Below are 17,335 nucleotides of genomic sequence, written 5' to 3'. Positions count from 1 at the left end.
AATTAATGTTTAAAATGACGTGTTCCGGTCATAACCATTGCAATTCCGTTTTGATCACAATACGCTATACTCAATTCATCCTTTATAGAACCACCGGGTTGTATTACTGCTGTAATTCCTGCCTTATCTGCAATCTCGACACAATCAGGAAATGGGAAGAAGGCATCACTCGCCATTACCGCCCCGTTAAGATCAAATTGAAATGAAGTTGCTTTTTCTATAGCTTGTTTCAAAGCATCGACTCTAGAGGTTTGTCCCGTCCCGCTGGCCAATAATTGTTTTCCTTTGGTAAAAACAATGGTATTGGATTTGGTGTGTTTACAAATTTTTGAAGCAAACAAAAGATCGTCAATTTGCTCGCGAGTTGGCGATACCTTGGTTACAGTATTCAAATCGGTTGCTGCATCTGTTTTAAGATCTTTATCCTGTAAAAGAATGCCATTAAGACAAGAACGCACTTGTGTTTTTGGTAATTCTATATTATTTTGTTTTAACAGGATTCTATTTTTCTTCCCTTTTAAAATAGCAAGAGCTTCGGTGCTAAAAGAAGGCGCAATAACGACCTCACAAAATAAGTTGTGAATCTCTTCTGCCGTTGCCTCATCTATTTCGGTATTGCTTATTAAAATTCCTCCAAATGCAGAAACCGGATCGCCGGCTAATGCATCTACATACGATTGAAGTACCGTATCTCGTTGTGCCAATCCGCAGGCATTGTTATGTTTTAGGATAGCAAATGTAGGTGCCTCACCTGTAAACTCGTTCATCAGATTGACTGCAGCATCAACATCCAACAGGTTATTGTAAGATAGTTCTTTACCGTGTAGCTGGTCAAACATACCCTCAAAATCCCCGTAAAAGAATCCTTTTTGATGTGGATTTTCGCCGTAGCGCAATTCTTTTCCAGTGGTTTCGCTTATTTTTAATGAATGTATTTGTTGGTCACTATTAAAATAATTGAAAATAGCACTATCATAATGAGATGATACATTAAAAGCCTTGGCGGCAAAACGCTTTCTGTCTGCCATAGAAATATTGCCGTTCCCTTCAGAAATTTTAGTTAAAAAATCCTGATAGTCATCTACTGATGCAATACAGGTAACATCTGCAAAGTTTTTGGCTGCGGCACGAATTAAAGAAATGCCTCCAATATCAATTTTTTCAATAATATCTTGTTCTGAAGCTCCCGAAGCTACTGTTTTCTCAAAAGGATACAAATCTACAATAACGATGTCGATCTGCGGAATTTCATACTGTTCTAATTCTGCAACATCACTATCGTTATTCTGGCGATTCAGAATACCCCCAAACACCTTTGGATGTAACGTTTTTACCCGACCACCCAAAATCGATGGATACGAGGTAACATCTTCTACCGGAATTACGCCTACTCCAAGATCTTTAATAAATTTTTCGGTCCCACCGGTAGAATATATGGTAATACCAAGTTCATCCAATTTTTTTACAATAGGTGCCAATCCATCCTTATTGAATACTGAAATTAATGCAGATTTCGCAGTTTTTGAAGTGCTCATGAGAAATTTTAGTTAATAAAACGCAAAAGTAGTAATTTAAACCGTTTTTATAGTGTTTTACGCAGGTGAGTTTTATAAGTCTTTGAGTGGATGAATAGATTAAGGTAGTAGGTTCTCGCTGCGCTATGTTTATTATGATAACCTTGGTGGTGCTATGCTAAAATTGAGGACGCATTTCTAATGCCACATCTCGCCCAAAGCGTTGCTTTTTCGAGCAATTGAAAGTCTTGTTGTGAAGTTCTATGTATATGATACGTGCAAGAGTAAGTGGTGTAACGCCATCTAAATATCGTTGAATTTTAGTTGTAAGACACGATTTTTTTGAAGAGGTATATAAATATTACAAAGGGGTTAACATGCGGTAGACTCAATTTTTATAGGTGTAGACATAAAGTGTAGTATTTTTGATGCTACTTTGGGCCCTATTTTTTGAACTACCTAGCCGAAGCGAACTTAGCTGATTTTCGCACGACACGCATACTCAAAAAAACTTCAAAAGAAATTGTAACGAAAATTATCGAGAAAACGTCTTATCTTTAGATGATTCATACATTGTGCATAAAAAGTAAGCATGCTAATCTATCTTAGAGTACTTAAAGAAAGTTTCAACTTTGCTATAAACGCCCTTCGTACTAATAAATTACGTACATTTTTGTCGTTACTCGGAGTTACCATTGGAATTTTTTCAATTATAGGCGTGCTTGCAGCGGTAGATTCATTAAAACAAGAAATAAAAGGCAGTATAAGTTCGCTAGACAATAGCACTATCTATGTGATGCGTTTTTCATTTGCTCCTACAGATATACCTAAATGGAAAAGAGAGCAATTTCCCGATGTTACCTATGAAGAATACCAATATATTAAAAAAACGATGCCCGATCTTAAAGCCGCTAGTTTTTCACTAAATGTAACTCCCGAAACTTTAAAATATGAAAATGAAACGGTGAGTAATGTACAAATTACACCGGTTACTCATGATTATTATGATATCGAAGCCTTACAGGTAGTCAACGGAAGGTTTTATAATGAGCAAGAATCTATTTCTGGGGCACCGGTGATGGTTATAGGAGATGAAATAGCTAACAGCTTATTTGGGAGTGTTGGCCCTATTGGCAAGAAGGTACGATTGTATGGTAGAAAATTTACCGTTATTGGTGTACTTCAAAAAGAAGGGAGTGGATTATTTGGCGAGTCTAAAGATACTATGGTTATGGTGCCTGTTAATTTTGTGAGAAAACTTTTTGGGGATCATAATAAAGCCTCATTTCCTGCTATTATAATCAAACCCGAATCAGGAATCGATGTGCCTGAGTTTGTAGCCATGTTAACGCAAAAAATAAGGGCTTATCGAGGCGTAAAACCTGACGAAATAGACAACTTTTTTATAAACCAATTACAGGGTTTTGCAGATTTTATAGATAATATTACAAGTACCATGTCTACCATAGGTGGATTTATAGGGATGTTTTCACTATTAGTCGGGGGATTTGGTATTGCTAATATTATGTTTGTGAGTGTAAAAGAACGCACAAACCTGATTGGGATACAAAAAGCTTTAGGTGCCAAAAGAAAATTTATACTATTCCAGTTTTTGTTTGAAGCGGTGATTTTGGCAATAATAGGGGGGTTGGTAGGATTGTTTTTGGTATGGGCAATTTCTATATTAGTTTCAAACTTTACAGGAGATTTTCAATTTGTACTCTCAGGTTCTAATATGTTTTGGGGCATGTTTTCTTCTACCCTTATAGGATTGATTGCAGGAATTTTACCTGCAGTTTCTGCATCAAGATTAGATCCTGTCGAAGCCATTAGGACGGGAATGTGATAGCGCTTTTAGTATCTTCACATTTTTCTTGCCGTAGGTTGGGTTCATTTCAAATACAAACATTTTCGATCGTAATCGATAACGGCTTTTCCCCTTTTCAAAAGGTCTGCACCAATAATACCATCGACCGGCGTAGCTTCGTGTGCTACAAGGGCTTCATTAACATGGGTAAGATCAAACAAAACCAGAGATATTCTACTTTTAGACCAAGTTTCAATCTGTAAGGTATTATTTTTTGAAAGTTGCGTTAGCATATCTGTAGCTCCGGCTCCGGCTGCCTTTACGTCACTATCTTCAGCAAAAAGACTAAATTTCTCTACTGCTTCAAATCCGACACAAGAGTTAGAAGCTCCTGTATCGACAATAAATCTACCTTGTATGCTATTGATTGATGCCTTAACTTCAAAATGATTCGTTCTTGTAAGTTCTAATGGTATACGATGATAGTGTTTGCTAGTTAAAAATCGCCTAAGTGTATTCATGTTTTGTATTGAAGATACTGGCGTAAAAGTAGTACAATTCACAAGAATAAAATAGTCCTTATCATATAGAGAAACTAAAAAAATCAAAATCAGTTTGCTGCAAGGTTTTTGGTGTAGCTTTAAAATCATTGTTGTCCGATAAAAAAGTTGATAAGCTATGAAGACCTCTATTACCATTAAGAAGTTATGAGTTTATAGAAAAGACACCTTGCTTTTTTAAAATTTAGACAACTTTTTTTGAAACTGAATCGCCTTTATTTCAAAAACCTTAATAGACAAGTATTTATAAATAAGTCTTTGTTCTATTTTCTAGCAGCGCAGCGGTCTATTTTCTTCAACCGGACAATACTGCTTTAAAATCTAAACTATTCTGAACAGATAAAAATGTATTTTGGTTACTTTTACCACATGATACTTACCGATACCCATACGCATATTTATAGCGAAGCTTTTGATGAAGATCAAGATGAAATGATGCAACGTGCTATCGCAAATGGAGTACAACGCTTTTTTGTTCCTGCGATTGATGCCAGTTACACTAAAGCCATGTACGATATCGAGTCTCGATACCCCGAAAATGTGTTTCTTATGATGGGTTTACATCCTACTCATGTAAAAGAGAATTATCAAGAAGAGCTTGCCCATGTTGAAGCCGAACTTCAAAAAAGGTCTGATCAGCATGCAAAGAATTTTTATGCTGTGGGCGAAATAGGTATCGATTTATATTGGGATACATCAACAATAGGGGCCCAGATAGAAGCATTTAGATATCAGATCAAATTGGCAAAACAGCATCAACTTCCAATTGTAATTCACTGCCGAGAGGCGTTCAAAGAAATTTTTGAGGTACTCGAATCTGAAAAAGGAGAAGATTTGTATGGTATTTTTCATTGTTTTACAGGCACATTAGAAGATGCTCATCGGGCGATTGGTTACAATATGAAATTAGGAATTGGAGGTGTGGTTACTTTTAAAAATGGGAAAATTGACCAGTTTTTGCATCAAATCCCGTTAGAACATGTGGTGGTAGAAACTGACGCTCCTTATCTAGCCCCTACACCCTATAGAGGTAAACGTAATGAAAGTGCCTATTTGATCAATATTTTAAATAGATTAGCCGAGATTTATAAGATCCCTGTCAGCGAAATAGCAGCTATTACTACCACTAATTCTAAAGAAATTTTCGACATTTAGCGTATAGTTATCATTTAAAATTTGTTCGTTTATCGTTATGAATGATTCGCCAAACATACTACTGATTTACACAGGAGGAACTATTGGGATGGTTAAGAATTTTGAAACCGGAGCTTTAGTCGCTTTTGATTTTGATCAATTAGTACTGAAGATTCCAGAACTACAGCAATTGGATTGCTCTATAGATACTATAAGTTTTGATGAACCAATCGATTCTTCAGATATGAATGTAGAACGATGGAGAGCGTTAGGCGATAGCATTTATACGCATTACGATGATTATGATGGTTTCGTGGTGCTGCATGGTAGTGATACCATGTCCTATACCGCATCAGCTGTTAGTTTTATGTTTGAAAACCTCACGAAGCCCATCATATTTACAGGATCGCAGTTACCTATAGGTGATTTAAGAACAGATGCTAAAGAAAATTTGATTACGGCAGTACAAATTGCTGCGTTACAAAAAAAAGGAAAACCGGTGATTACCGAAGTAGGGTTATACTTCGAATATAAATTGCTGAGAGCCAATAGAACAACCAAGATCAATGCAGAGCACTTTGAAGCATTTCAATCCTTAAATTACCCTCCACTTGCTGTTTCAGGAGTTCATCTTAAAATTAACACATCTAGTTTGCGGTCTGTAAATAGAAGAAAAAAGATGGTATACCACACGCATTTTGATAATAATATTCTTATTGTTAAGATGTTTCCGGGTATTAATCAAGAAATCTTGCAACACGTGTTTTCTTCAGAAGTTATTAAAGGTATAATTTTGGAGACCTATGGAGCGGGAAACACAACAACAAAGAGTTGGTTTATTAGCATGTTGGCACAGGCAATCAAAAGAGGTGTTCCTATTATTAATGTGACGCAATGTTCTGGCGGAAGTGTAGAAATGGGTAAATATGATACCAGTGTAGCTTTAAAAAAGATAGGAGTTATTTCTGGAAAAGACATAACAACCGAAGCAGCTGTTGCCAAATTGATGTATTTATTGGGGGAAAATTTACCGCTTAAAGTTCTCAAAACCATCTACGAAACCTCATTGCGAGGGGAAATGTTAGAAAATTAACGCCTCAAATTTTAGTACTTAACATTTTTTTTGTTATTTGCTCCTCCCATTTTTTGGGAAATTTTAGAGAGGTGGCCGAGTGGTCGAAGGCGCACGCCTGGAAAGTGTGTATACGTCAAAAGCGTATCGAGGGTTCGAATCCCTTCCTCTCTGCATTAAATGTAAATAATTGAAAGATTTTATAATATTTTTATATCTTTAACCCTTTAACTAATTAAAATTAAGAATCAGCGCAATGAAAAGATTATTTTCTATTCTGGCAATCGTAGCGGTAATGGCTTTTGGAAATTTACAAGCAGCTACTGCACCTGCCCAGTTATTAACGGCAAATATGCAATTATTAATTGCTCCTACAACGACGACAATACTACAAGAAGAGGTAGCTTCTAATGAAACTGAAGAGTTATCCTTCCACCAAAACCTTAAAAAGCGTTTTATAGAAGGTGGTCCTGAATTCATGGGAATTGTACTTTTATGTTTGATCCTAGGACTAGCGATTGCAATCGAAAGAATTATCTTTTTAAATCTTTCTACCACCAATACCAAAAAATTACAACAAAATGTTGAAGATGCTTTAAATAGTGGTGGTGTAGAAGCAGCGAAAGAAGTTTGTAGAAATACAAAGGGACCAGTTGCTTCTATTTATTATCAAGGTCTTGATAGAGCAGATGAAAGCATCGATGCCGCAGAAAAGGCAGTTGTTGCTTACGGAGGAGTTCAAATGGGACAGTTAGAGAAAAACGTTTCGTGGGTTTCTTTATTTATTGCGCTAGCGCCAATGCTTGGTTTCATGGGTACAGTAATCGGTATGATTCAAGCCTTTGATAAAATCGAAGCCGCGGGAGATATGCAGCCTTCTCTTGTAGCAGGAGGTATTAAGGTAGCACTTCTTACTACAGTATTCGGACTTATTGTTGCGATCATTCTACAAATATTCTATAACTACATTGTAGCCAAAATTGATAGAATTGTTAACGATATGGAAGATGCTTCGATCACATTGATTGATATGTTGGTTGCTTACAAAAACAAAAAATAGGTAGGCACTGTATAAAGTTTTGAATGATCTTAACTTTTAAGAGCTTTCAAAACAGCGATTAATCTTAATATGTAATTACAGTGCGGTAAGCATTTCAAACAAAAAAATAAGCACATGAAAATTTCTAAAATATTATCATATGTTGTACTGGCAATAGGTATCATAGGCGCGATTCTTTGGTATGTAATGAGTAGTTCAATTGGTGATTTGATGGACCAAAATGGTGTTTCAGAAGCGAGAGAGCTTCCTTTAGATGATGCAGCACCTTTGGTAAGCCCTTTATATAGTCTTACATTAATAATTTTTGTAATCACTATAGTTGCTACCCTGATAACCGTATTTTCTACGTTAGCGAAAAATCCTTCTGGCCTTAAAAATACTTTAATAGGTATCGTTGCTTTCGTTATCGTCGTAGGAATTGGATTTGTCTTGGCAGAGGGCGTTGAAACTCCTATGAAAGACGGAGAGATACTTTCTGAGAGTGGGTCAAAATGGGTAGGAACCGGATTATATGCATTTTATATTTTAGCTGCGGTAGCAGTTGGTTTAATGTTCTTATCTGGAATTAGAAAATTAATAGGTAAATAATAATTATGGCAAGAAGAGCAGCACCAGAAGTTAATGCAGGATCAATGGCAGATATTGCTTTCTTACTTCTTATATTCTTCCTGGTTACAACTACTATCGAAACAGATAGCGGTATTAGTCGAAAACTTCCTCCACCGCAAGAAGATAATGTAGAGCCACCCATACTTAAACAAAAAAATATATTTGTTGTTGAGGTGAATAAAAATAATGATTTGTTGGTCGAAGAAGCTCCTATGGAATTAGGAGAACTTCGTGAAGCAGCAATGAAGTTTTTGGATAATGGTGGTGGTACAGGCGAAGATAAATGTGATTATTGTCAAGGGGATAGAGATCCTTCATCATCTGATAATCCAACAAAAGCGGTAATTTCTTTACGTAATAACAGAGAAACCAATTATGCGACCTACATTGCAGTTCAAAATGAATTGGTGGCAGCATATACTACATTACGTAATAGAGAAGCACAGCGTTTATTTGGGAAATCTTTTGAACAAATGGAAAAAGATCTTAAAGACGTTAATTATCCCGGAAACAAAGAAGCTTTAAAAGAAGATATCAAAAAGATACAATTTTTGTTTCCTGAGAAACTCTCTGAGGCAGAACCAAGAAAATAATAGTAACGTAAAACATAATTTGTATGTCAAAGTTTAAAAAGAAAAAAAGTGGTGAATTACCGGCTATTTCTACAGCTTCTTTACCAGATATTGTATTTATGCTACTTTTCTTTTTTATGGTTGCTACCGTAATGCGACAAAATACGCTGATGATCGAGAATAAATTACCTTATGCTGATCAGATTGAAAAGTTAGATAAGAAAAATCTGGTTATGTATATTTATGCAGGGAAACCTAGTTCCAGATATCGAACTAGCGCAGGTAGTCAACCTAGAATACAATTAAATGATAAATTTGCTGCTGTAGAAGATATCAAAGCCTTTATACTCGCTGAAAGAGCTTCTAAGAGAGAAGAAGAAGTACCTTATCTAACCACGGCACTAAAAGTAGACGGTGATACGAATATGGGACTTGTAGGTGATATTAAAAAGGAATTACGTGATGTAGAAGCTTTGAAAATTAATTATACTACTAGACAAGGAGATGCAGCACAAAATTTCCAATAATATTAAATAGTTTAAGTACTCGTTTCTTATATAACAATGATCCCACCGTATAGTCACGGTGGGATTTTTTTATGAATACATGTTCTATACTTTTCAACTCCAGACATCGAAGCGTTTGTTTAAAAATTTGTTTGATCAGCATCTTACTTTTAAAGAAATAGATTTATTTTAGTGATTGATATGAAGAAGCTTATCGTACTTTTTTGGTGTTGTAGCGTAAGTATGACTTTCGGACAGGAAATTGATGCTAAATCGGTGCCTAAACTAAATCCGGAGCCTAGTAAAATCGTTGATTCTCTTTATCGAGAAGATCAATTTTATGTCGGTTTTACGTATAATTTATTATTTAATAGACCTGAGAATGTTAGTCAATCAGGATTTTCGATCGGTGTACACTTAGGGTTTACCAGAGATATGCCGATTAACAAAAGACGTAATTTGGCAATTGGTCTCGGTTTGGGTTACTCTATTAATATGTACAATCAAAATTTATTTATAGGGGAAGAAGAGGGTACAGAACAAAGTGTTTTTTTGATATTAGATGATGAAAATTTTGATACCAATAGATTTACAACCCACTTGTTAGAAGCTCCTTTAGAGTTTAGATGGCGTACTTCTACTCCAGAAAGTCATAAGTTTTACAGGATTTATACGGGCTTCAGAATAGGGTACTTATACCATTTCAATACTAATTTTAAACAACCTGACTTGCAAATTAGGCAAACCAAGGTTAATGAGCTCAATAGATGGCAAGTGGGGGCCACTTTTACGTTCGGGTGGAATACGTTCAACTTTCATTTTTATTACAGCCTTAATTCTTTATTTACTGATGATGCTCAGGTTGCCGGAGAAACCATAGCGTTGAACCCCGCTAAGATTGGTTTGATTTTTTATATTCTATAACCAGAAGTTCACCAGGGTTAGTTGCGGAATCACACCTAGTAGAAAACCTAAAATAAGTTCAAGATTGCTATGTGCTTTACAGTGCAGGCGAGAGGTTGCCACGAGACCGTTGGCGATCATCAAGCTAGAAATGAGTACTATCAAATTCATTCCAAAATGTATACTTAGCGCAATAGTAAACATAGTCACTGCGCCAATACCTATCATATGCAGACTGGCCTTAATATTGAATAAAACCATAAAAATACAGCTAAGGATCGATAGCAAAATCCCTAAAAAGAAAAAATACAGTTCGGGATAATGATAGGCATCGATAATGATCTTTATTACAAGAATCAATAGAATTGACTGTAAAACCAACGGTAGTCTACGCTGTTTGACATGATCGAGATGAATCGAAGAAACTGCCCCCATATTTTTAAGAAAGAAATAGAGTAAGACAGGTACAAAAACTGTGAGTATCGTAAGACCAATGATTTTCGCTTTTATTATATTTTCTGGGATAAATCGAGGTGCTGCAGCAAAATATATAATAGCCCCAAGTAGTGGCATTAGAAGTGGGTGTAAAACGTATGAAATACTTCTTAAAAAAAAGTTCATTATATCCTTTTTCGTAACCGAGCTACTGGAATTTCGAGTTGTTCCCGGTACTTGGCTACTGTTCTTCTAGCGATCGGATATCCTTTTTGTTTAAGGATTTTTGCAAGCTTCTCGTCTGTTAAAGGCTTTTTCTTGTCCTCTTCACCAATTGTTATTTCTAGTATCTTTTTAATTTCTCGGGTAGATACTTCTTCTCCCTGATCATTGGTCATCGATTCTGAGAAGAATTCCTTAATCAATTTTGTGCCATAAGGAGTATCTACGTATTTACTATTCGCAACTCTAGATACTGTACTTACATCCATATCAATCTCGTCTGCAATATCTTTCAAAATCATAGGTTTGAGATTGCGTTCATCTCCACTTAGAAAATAACTTTTTTGGTAGTGCATTATTGCACTCATTGTGATAAAAAGTGTTTGCTGTCTTTGTTTTACCGCCTCGATAAACCATTTTGCAGCATCTAATTTTTGTTTAATAAAGAGTACTGCATCCTTTTGGGATTTGGATTTTTCTTTACTTGCTTTATACCCTTGAAGCATATTGTTATATTCTCTAGAAACATGAAGTTCGGGAGCATTTCTACCATTTAAAGTAAGCTCTAATTCTCCATCTACAATACGTATCGTAAAATCGGGTACCACATGTTCTATGATTCGAGTATTACCGGCATAGGCGCCGCCGGGTTTGGGGTTTAGGTTTTCAATTTCGTTGATAGCTTCTTTTAGTTGTTCTTCGGTTACATCAAATTTAACCAGAAGTTTTTCGTAATGCTTCTTGCTGAAATGATCAAACGCTTTCTTCAGGATTTCTGATGCTAGTTTTATAGGAATCGTAGTTTCTTTTCGATCTAGTTGCAGCCATAGGCACTCCTGCAAACTTCGTGCTCCTACACCTGCAGGATCCAGTTGATGAACGGTTGCTAGCACACGTTCTATTTTTTCTTCTGTAGTATAAACATTCTGAGTGAAGGCCAGATCGTCTAAAATATCGGGAATAGTTCTTCGTATATAGCCACTCTCATCAACACTACCTACCAAAAATTCGGCAATCTCACGTTCTTCTTCGTCAAACCTATAGGTATTTAATTGATTCACCAGGTGTTGATGAAATGTAGTGCCTGATGCGTAAGGCACACTCTTGTCTTCATCATCGGCACTGTAATTATTAGAACTTAATCGGTAGCTGGGGATCTCATCATCGCTTAAATACTCGTCGACATTAATTTCGGTTTCGATTTTTTCATTCCCGTAGTCATCCTCTGTGCTATTTTCGTTGCTAAAGGTATCTTCATAATCATCAGCTTTTTCTTTACCACTATCTAACGCCGGATTTTCTTCCATCTCTTGCTTCAAACGTTGCTCAAATGCCTGTGTAGGAAGTTGAATCAACTTCATGAGTTGAATTTGTTGCGGTGATAGCTTTTGAGAAAGCTTAAAATTTAATTGTTGCTTTAGCATAAAAAGTTGATATTCTTCTTCTCACAAAAATAAACAAAAAACACTGGTTTTATAAAAGTATTACGGGGTTAGTTTATACAATAACCATGTAGACTTGAGAATGAGGTATTTCGATCTAGTATTCTTTGTATAAATTATCCTGGTATGTAATTGCTATAGTGTTATTGCTGTTTTTTTTCATGTATTTTAACCACAAGGATTAAGTACTTGTATGTCACGTATTAAATTTATATTTTTACACGTAAAAATACAATGGATAAAAAATTAACGTTAAGCCTGAATCAAAGTATTATAGAAAATGCTAAGATTTATGCCAAATCGAATAATACCAGTTTATCAAAACTGATTGAATCCTATTTGGCGACTCTCACAAAAGAAACAAAGAAAAAGTCTGAAATCACACCCTTAGTAAAAAGTTTAAGTGGCGTTATAGAGCTACCTTCAGACTTTGATGAAAAAGAAGCCTATTACGGATATCTAATGGATAAGTATAAATGAATAGGATTTTAGTAGACACCAATATTGTTATTGACCTTTTAGCAAAGCGAGCTAATTTTTATGCAGAAGCAGCAGAACTTTTTTCACTTTCTGATAAGAATAAAATTAAATTGTCTATTTCCTCATTGACTTTCGCCAACACAAACTATATTCTATCTAAGCTAAAATCGGCAAGGGAAGCTAGGGAGATCTTAAGGAAATTCAGGGTTTTAGTTGAAATAGTAACTTTAGATGATAAAATAATTGATCTCGCGCTAGGCAACGACGAGTTTTCTGATTTTGAGGACGGGCTTCAGTATTATTCTGCATTAGAAAACAGTGTGAATTTAATCTTGACCCGGAACAAAAAAGATTTTAAAAATTCTAAAGTACCAGTATTAACAGCTAAAGAATACCTGTCGACGCTATAACATGCCAGTGCGCGTTCAGAATTTTAGGTTTGTAGTGTACGAGCGCGGTAGTGCATGAGGTTTAACCCGCTTTATGCATTAGAAAATCTATTACGGCTTTAAACTGCTGCAAAACCAAGCACTACGTTGTATTTTTAAGTTTCACCGTAGCGATGCTATGCTGAAACTTAGAAAACACTTAGTTTTATGGCATTTTCAACCCTCATAACGAAATTCTAATGCATAAACCGGGTTTAAAGTATTTTACGGAGTAAAGATTTTGCTTTTAATGGCATAAATAACCAATCCGGTTCTGTTTTTAAGTTGCAGTTTTTCAAAAACAGCATCTCTATACCCTTCAATAGTTTTTGGGCTTAGGCACATTTCATTAGCAATTTCTTTATAGGTCTTTTCAGTACACGCATGTTTGATAAATTCTACTTCTCGCTCTTTAAGTAACACTTTTTTCTCTTCTTTTGGGTGAAGAGAGCCTAACAAAAGATTGGTTACATCTTTGGTATGATAAAATCCCGTTTCTTGTACTTGTATTAATGCACTTTCGAGAATGGTTTTTTCAGTATCTTTAAGTAAATATCCTTTAGCACCTGCTCGCAACATTTTTAAGATCGTACTTTCATCTTCTTCTACAGATAGCGCAAGTACCTTAACCTGTGGATATTCTTTTTTAAGGGCAGCCGTAGTTTCAATTCCATTCATAATGGGCATATTGATATCCATAAGTACGATATCAGGAATATTCTTCGGATCTTTAAAACGAGTGAGTAACTCTTTACCATTTTTACAGATATACAATATTTTGAATTTATCAAATCCATTAACCAATCCAGATAATGCCTGCGACAGTAAAATGTGATCTTCTACAATGACTACTGAATATTTCATACGTTTAAATTTTCGTAATTACTAGCTTATAATTTAAGCATAAAACTTGCCTTACCGGCGATTAGGTTATGTATATAACTGCATACGAGTTCAGGTTTACAAAGTTAGTTAACTTCGTTAGGTGTTGCATTCATATTTTCTTTTTTATAAAAGTAGGTGAGGTGCATTTCGGTTCCTTTACAGTGAGTAGAAGTAATTGATACTTCTGCACCTATTAATTTACATCTGTTTTGAATATTACCGAGCCCAATGCCTCGATGTATATCGGTATCATCACTATTGAAACCAATACCGTCGTCTTTTGCATGTATTCTTAGCTTTTCTTTATCATACAATACATCAACGCAAAGGTTTGAAGCTTTAGAATGCTTAATGGTATTGGTAAAAAATTCCTGTAATATTCTAAAGATGATAATTTCAATTTTATCATCGAGTGCATAGATTTCGTGATTACTGCTTATTGAGGCATTTATAAACTGCATTCTGTTAAATCGTTCGATCTCCAAAGTAATGGCCTCGGTAAGGCTTAGGCTTTTAATCGCATCTGGGTTAATTAACTTTGATAGCGATCGCAGCTCTATAAGGCTTTTGGTGATGGTATGAGTTACTTCTTGCAGTTTTTCGGGATCATCCTGTGCCATACTCACCTGTATTTTGGCTAGGGTAAGCAGCTGACCAATATTATCATGCAGCTCCCAACTGATATTGCGCAACGTTTCTTCTCTAATCTCGATCTGTGTTTCGGCAATTGCGGTTTCGAACTTTTTTTGAGCTTCTTGTTGCTGCATCAGCAAGGTATTTTTTCTTTTTAGAAATATGAGAAAAAGAAAAATGATAATAGCAATGAGCATGATTAATATGCAGCTTGCGATCAGTATAACTGTTTCTTGTCGCTCCATATAAAACCTATAATGTAACAAATGTTTGAAACTATAATCAATATAAATAAGATAGAGAATAATGGACTATGTTTACGAATGACATCTGCATAATAATTTAATGTAATTCTAAATGGTATAATACCAACATAAAACAGGAGCAGTCCAGTACTTATCCAAAATAATAGATTTTTTTTAACATGTAGTACCTTTTCAGTTCCTAAAATTTCTAAAAAATAAAATATAATAGAAATAATTAGCAACCCAGATGCTACAATAAATGGTAAAGTTTGCGATTCTTTAATATAATTTTCGAAAAAACTATTTCCAGAAAAAATTATAAAATAAAAGATGTTAAAATACTTTATAGCTTTTTTCCTGGCCGCATGCTTAATTGTTTTCCGATATAAATTAAATAAATATGGGAAGCTTATCAGATAAAAAATATTAAAGATCCATGCATTGTGTTTTACTTCGAAGTATTCTCTAATTATATAAGCGGAATATTCACACATTACTATAAGCCATAAATAAAACAAGAAGTTTTTTAATAAGGAATCCTTGTACTTACCGTAAAAAATAGTTGCAATTATTGCTGTTAAGAGTTCTATAAAAAGTGTAGAGAAATCTCTTAAGAATAATATGAACTCATCAATATGCATAATGAAAACTGTTTTATTCTATATCTGAGGGTGGTGGACTAATTTGTCCTGAATTACGAGCCTGTGATTGAGCTTCATACAACATCATTGGATTAACAGATAGTATAGAAAGTATGGAAGCCTCTTGCTGGATATCTGTTTGATTTAATTTTAAATGCCCTATTTCTTTATCGTTAATACTGTCCAGAACACTGCTTAAAGGCACTGCCTTAGTCGAGTCATTAGACCGTAAGATGGCATATGATAAATCCCCGCGTTTTTTTCCTGTTTTAAATTTTGTAGTAGGATTAAAAAAGAGGGTTTGTCTATAGTTTTTATTTTTTTGTTTTACATCTTTATATTGGCCAAAATAAAATCGTAACTGTGAAATTTCAATTTTAGCCTCCTTGGCGTTATCCTGAATGAAATTTAGATAATCGATAAATTCTTGATAGTCAAATGAAACAGCTCTTGACGCTATAAATGTAGAATCCCCGGTTGTTCTTCGCGTATAGCGTTGTATGGTCTCGTCTAGTTCGTCAAAATTATGATAAAATTCCAGGATTTCATCAAAGGTTAATGTTTCAACAGGTGCTCCACTAGGTGGAAAAGGATTGATGCTGGGTGCTGGCTTTCCGATAATTAAGAAAGTCGCCACAGCACCTACAAAGGCAATACCAATGTACTCTAATGGATATCTTTTAATACGGTCAAAAAAATTAGTTTTTTGTTCATCTTCGTTAAATTCGTTTTCCATGATATAGATAGTTTAGCTATTAGTGATGTTTTGGCTTTTGCCAGATGTATTGTGATTAATTCTTTTTAAAAATACTATTATTCTCTAGTTCTAAACAAATGAACCAATACTTTGTAAAAGAATGAATAAGGTAATCCCTTGTATAATAGGAGGTTTTAAAAGAATTACATACTATAAGACCAGTATAGCATCACTAAAAAAAGGGGTAAACACCCCTATGCAAAGTAGGGAGATAGCTATTGTTTCTATAAATTTTTTCTGATTAAAAACTCCCTATGATTTGTAAACCATAGGGAGTTTTTAGATTTCAAATTTGATTCCTTAGTTGTTGGGCTCTGTAAAGTAAACCTTTAGTAATTTTACTAAGAGCCAAATAGGCGTACTATCTTCAATCTCTTATTTTTCTTAAGTAGTGCTATTTTCGATTGGTAATAGTTGTAGTATTCTCGAATTGCTTTATAAACTGCTCACATCCATCCCTTTTCCTGCGCTCTATCTCGCCTGTCGCTACTGCGCCATCGTCTTCAAAAGGAAGGGGGCAAAAAAGTCTCCCTTTGAAGGGAGATTTAGAAGGATGTATTGCAATTTCTCATTTGAGATTTAATTTTTATTTTGTTTTTGTAGAACATCCATCCCCAACCCTTCCTTCAAAGGAAGGGAGCTAAAAAAGTCCCTCTTTGAAGAGGGATTTAGGGAGATATTTTTCCAAAACTCGTTATACAATTTCTGATTTTCAAAAAAATAAACCTAAAATAGCCTTCTTCCCGATGTTCAGAACGTCGAATATGTTGTTATTTATAGCTTTTGAGATCAAGACTAGTAGGATAATAATTATAGGAAAAATAATAAAATATCAGGATAGTGAGATAAAGACAAGGGGTATGTAATTATATTCTCTTTTGTTTCGTGTAGCAAAATCAGATTTTCAAAGTAAATGTTCCATTTTAATATTGCTGCGCTTGTAAAGAGGGTCTTTTTCCATAGGGATTTCCTTAAAGCCATATTTTCTATAGATGTATATTGCATTTTCGAGAATCCTGTTCGAATACAGGATGAGTTTATGCCACCCTTGTTCGGTAGAAAATTGAATACAAAACTGTAACAACTGTTGTCCTATTTTGTGGCCTTGGTACTTCGGTGATACGGCCATTTTTCCCAATTCATATATGGTATCGGTAACAGGAATTAAAGCAAAAGTACCCACGATGTCTTCATTAATTTTGGCAAAGAAAATATATCCTCCTTGGTCAACGACGGTCTCTTTGCATTGCTCAAGTAAGATTTTATCTACGGGCTCTACCACAAAAAATTTTTCTAACCAGGTTATATTAAGCTGTGCAAAATCATTCGCATATTTAGGTTCAAAAGGAATAATCTCTATAGGCTTGTGTTGCGATAGTTGTAATGCTTTATTCATGTTTGAGTGTGTAATTTAAAGTTGAAACGAATTA

Annotated in this window: 18 protein-coding genes and 1 tRNA gene; 11 read left to right on the top strand and 8 right to left on the bottom strand. The window is 34.9% G+C overall.

The window, feature by feature from the left end:
* Positions 1-2: 2 nt before the first annotated feature.
* On the bottom strand, positions 3-1,535 hold the full coding sequence (purH, locus tag J8281_RS10310; RefSeq protein ID WP_210197532.1) for a bifunctional phosphoribosylaminoimidazolecarboxamide formyltransferase/IMP cyclohydrolase: 1,533 nt from the start codon (positions 1,533-1,535) through the stop codon (positions 3-5).
* A gap of 571 nt (positions 1,536-2,106) precedes the next feature.
* On the opposite strand from purH, the gene J8281_RS10305 reads away from it, so the two are divergent.
* The gene (locus tag J8281_RS10305) at positions 2,107-3,360 is read left to right on the top strand and encodes an ABC transporter permease (RefSeq protein ID WP_210197531.1); all 1,254 of its coding nucleotides are present in this window, start codon (positions 2,107-2,109) and stop codon (positions 3,358-3,360) included.
* A gap of 44 nt (positions 3,361-3,404) precedes the next feature.
* Here the strand turns inward: J8281_RS10305 and J8281_RS10300 are convergent, their stop codons facing one another.
* Positions 3,405-3,842: a TIGR02281 family clan AA aspartic protease gene (locus J8281_RS10300; protein ID WP_210197530.1), complete on the bottom strand. Its 438-nt coding sequence runs from the start codon at positions 3,840-3,842 to the stop codon at positions 3,405-3,407.
* Positions 3,843-4,250: 408 nt separating this feature from the next.
* Between J8281_RS10300 and J8281_RS10295 the strand changes: the two genes are divergently transcribed.
* The 8 genes from J8281_RS10295 (at position 4,251) to J8281_RS10260 (ending at position 9,758) form a co-directional block, all read left to right on the top strand.
* Positions 4,251-5,036 (top strand): TatD family hydrolase, encoded by a 786-nt coding sequence (locus tag J8281_RS10295; RefSeq protein ID WP_210197529.1) that lies wholly within the window; start codon positions 4,251-4,253, stop codon positions 5,034-5,036.
* A gap of 37 nt (positions 5,037-5,073) precedes the next feature.
* Positions 5,074-6,108 (top strand): asparaginase, encoded by a 1,035-nt coding sequence (locus J8281_RS10290; protein ID WP_210197528.1) that lies wholly within the window; start codon positions 5,074-5,076, stop codon positions 6,106-6,108.
* 65 nt (positions 6,109-6,173) lie between these two features.
* Positions 6,174-6,261 (top strand) — tRNA-Ser (locus tag J8281_RS10285).
* 82 nt (positions 6,262-6,343) lie between these two features.
* Complete coding sequence (locus J8281_RS10280; protein ID WP_210197527.1) at positions 6,344-7,147, top strand: MotA/TolQ/ExbB proton channel family protein; 804 nt, start codon at positions 6,344-6,346, stop codon at positions 7,145-7,147.
* Positions 7,148-7,261: 114 nt separating this feature from the next.
* Positions 7,262-7,735, top strand: a complete 474-nt coding sequence (locus J8281_RS10275; RefSeq protein ID WP_210197526.1) for a hypothetical protein — start codon at positions 7,262-7,264, stop codon at positions 7,733-7,735.
* A 5-nt stretch (positions 7,736-7,740) separates the two neighbouring features.
* On the top strand, positions 7,741-8,349 hold the full coding sequence (locus tag J8281_RS10270; protein WP_210197525.1) for a biopolymer transporter ExbD: 609 nt from the start codon (positions 7,741-7,743) through the stop codon (positions 8,347-8,349).
* A gap of 23 nt (positions 8,350-8,372) precedes the next feature.
* The gene (locus J8281_RS10265) at positions 8,373-8,855 is read left to right on the top strand and encodes a biopolymer transporter ExbD (RefSeq protein ID WP_210197524.1); all 483 of its coding nucleotides are present in this window, start codon (positions 8,373-8,375) and stop codon (positions 8,853-8,855) included.
* Positions 8,856-9,035: 180 nt separating this feature from the next.
* Entirely contained in the window at positions 9,036-9,758 is a 723-nt protein-coding gene (locus J8281_RS10260; RefSeq protein ID WP_210197523.1) for a porin family protein, read from the top strand.
* On the opposite strand, the gene J8281_RS10255 is transcribed toward J8281_RS10260, so the two are convergent.
* Positions 9,753-10,358: a hypothetical protein gene (locus J8281_RS10255; protein WP_210197522.1), complete on the bottom strand. Its 606-nt coding sequence runs from the start codon at positions 10,356-10,358 to the stop codon at positions 9,753-9,755. The genes J8281_RS10260 and J8281_RS10255 overlap by 6 nt on opposite strands.
* Complete coding sequence (gene rpoN, locus J8281_RS10250) at positions 10,358-11,818, bottom strand: RNA polymerase factor sigma-54 (RefSeq protein WP_210197521.1); 1,461 nt, start codon at positions 11,816-11,818, stop codon at positions 10,358-10,360. Before rpoN ends, J8281_RS10255 begins: the two co-directional genes overlap by 1 nt.
* A gap of 252 nt (positions 11,819-12,070) precedes the next feature.
* Between rpoN and J8281_RS10245 the strand changes: the two genes are divergently transcribed.
* Positions 12,071-12,316 carry a DUF6364 family protein gene (locus J8281_RS10245; protein WP_210197520.1) on the top strand — a complete coding sequence of 82 codons (246 nt, stop codon included), beginning with the start codon at positions 12,071-12,073 and terminating at the stop codon, positions 12,314-12,316.
* Positions 12,313-12,726, top strand: a complete 414-nt coding sequence (locus J8281_RS10240; protein ID WP_210197519.1) for a PIN domain-containing protein — start codon at positions 12,313-12,315, stop codon at positions 12,724-12,726. The genes J8281_RS10245 and J8281_RS10240 overlap by 4 nt, the downstream gene beginning before the upstream one ends.
* Positions 12,727-12,969: 243 nt before the next feature.
* Here J8281_RS10240 and J8281_RS10235 read toward each other — a convergent pair whose 3' ends face one another.
* The 4 genes from J8281_RS10235 to J8281_RS10220 form a co-directional block, all read right to left on the bottom strand.
* Positions 12,970-13,608 carry a response regulator transcription factor gene (locus J8281_RS10235; RefSeq protein ID WP_210197518.1) on the bottom strand — a complete coding sequence of 213 codons (639 nt, stop codon included), beginning with the start codon at positions 13,606-13,608 and terminating at the stop codon, positions 12,970-12,972.
* A 104-nt stretch (positions 13,609-13,712) separates the two neighbouring features.
* Entirely contained in the window at positions 13,713-14,396 is a 684-nt protein-coding gene (locus J8281_RS10230; protein WP_246849072.1) for a sensor histidine kinase, read from the bottom strand.
* A 765-nt stretch (positions 14,397-15,161) separates the two neighbouring features.
* Positions 15,162-15,884, bottom strand: a complete 723-nt coding sequence (locus J8281_RS10225; protein WP_210197516.1) for a hypothetical protein — start codon at positions 15,882-15,884, stop codon at positions 15,162-15,164.
* Positions 15,885-16,809: 925 nt separating this feature from the next.
* Positions 16,810-17,301 (bottom strand): GNAT family N-acetyltransferase, encoded by a 492-nt coding sequence (locus J8281_RS10220; protein WP_210197515.1) that lies wholly within the window; start codon positions 17,299-17,301, stop codon positions 16,810-16,812.
* Positions 17,302-17,335 lie beyond the last annotated feature (34 nt).

The sequence above is a fragment of the Aquimarina sp. U1-2 genome (assembly GCF_017897595.1).
In the GTDB taxonomy this organism is placed as follows: domain Bacteria; phylum Bacteroidota; class Bacteroidia; order Flavobacteriales; family Flavobacteriaceae; genus Aquimarina.
Note: the sequence above shows the minus strand (reverse complement) of the source record. Positions and strands in the feature narration are given on the sequence as shown.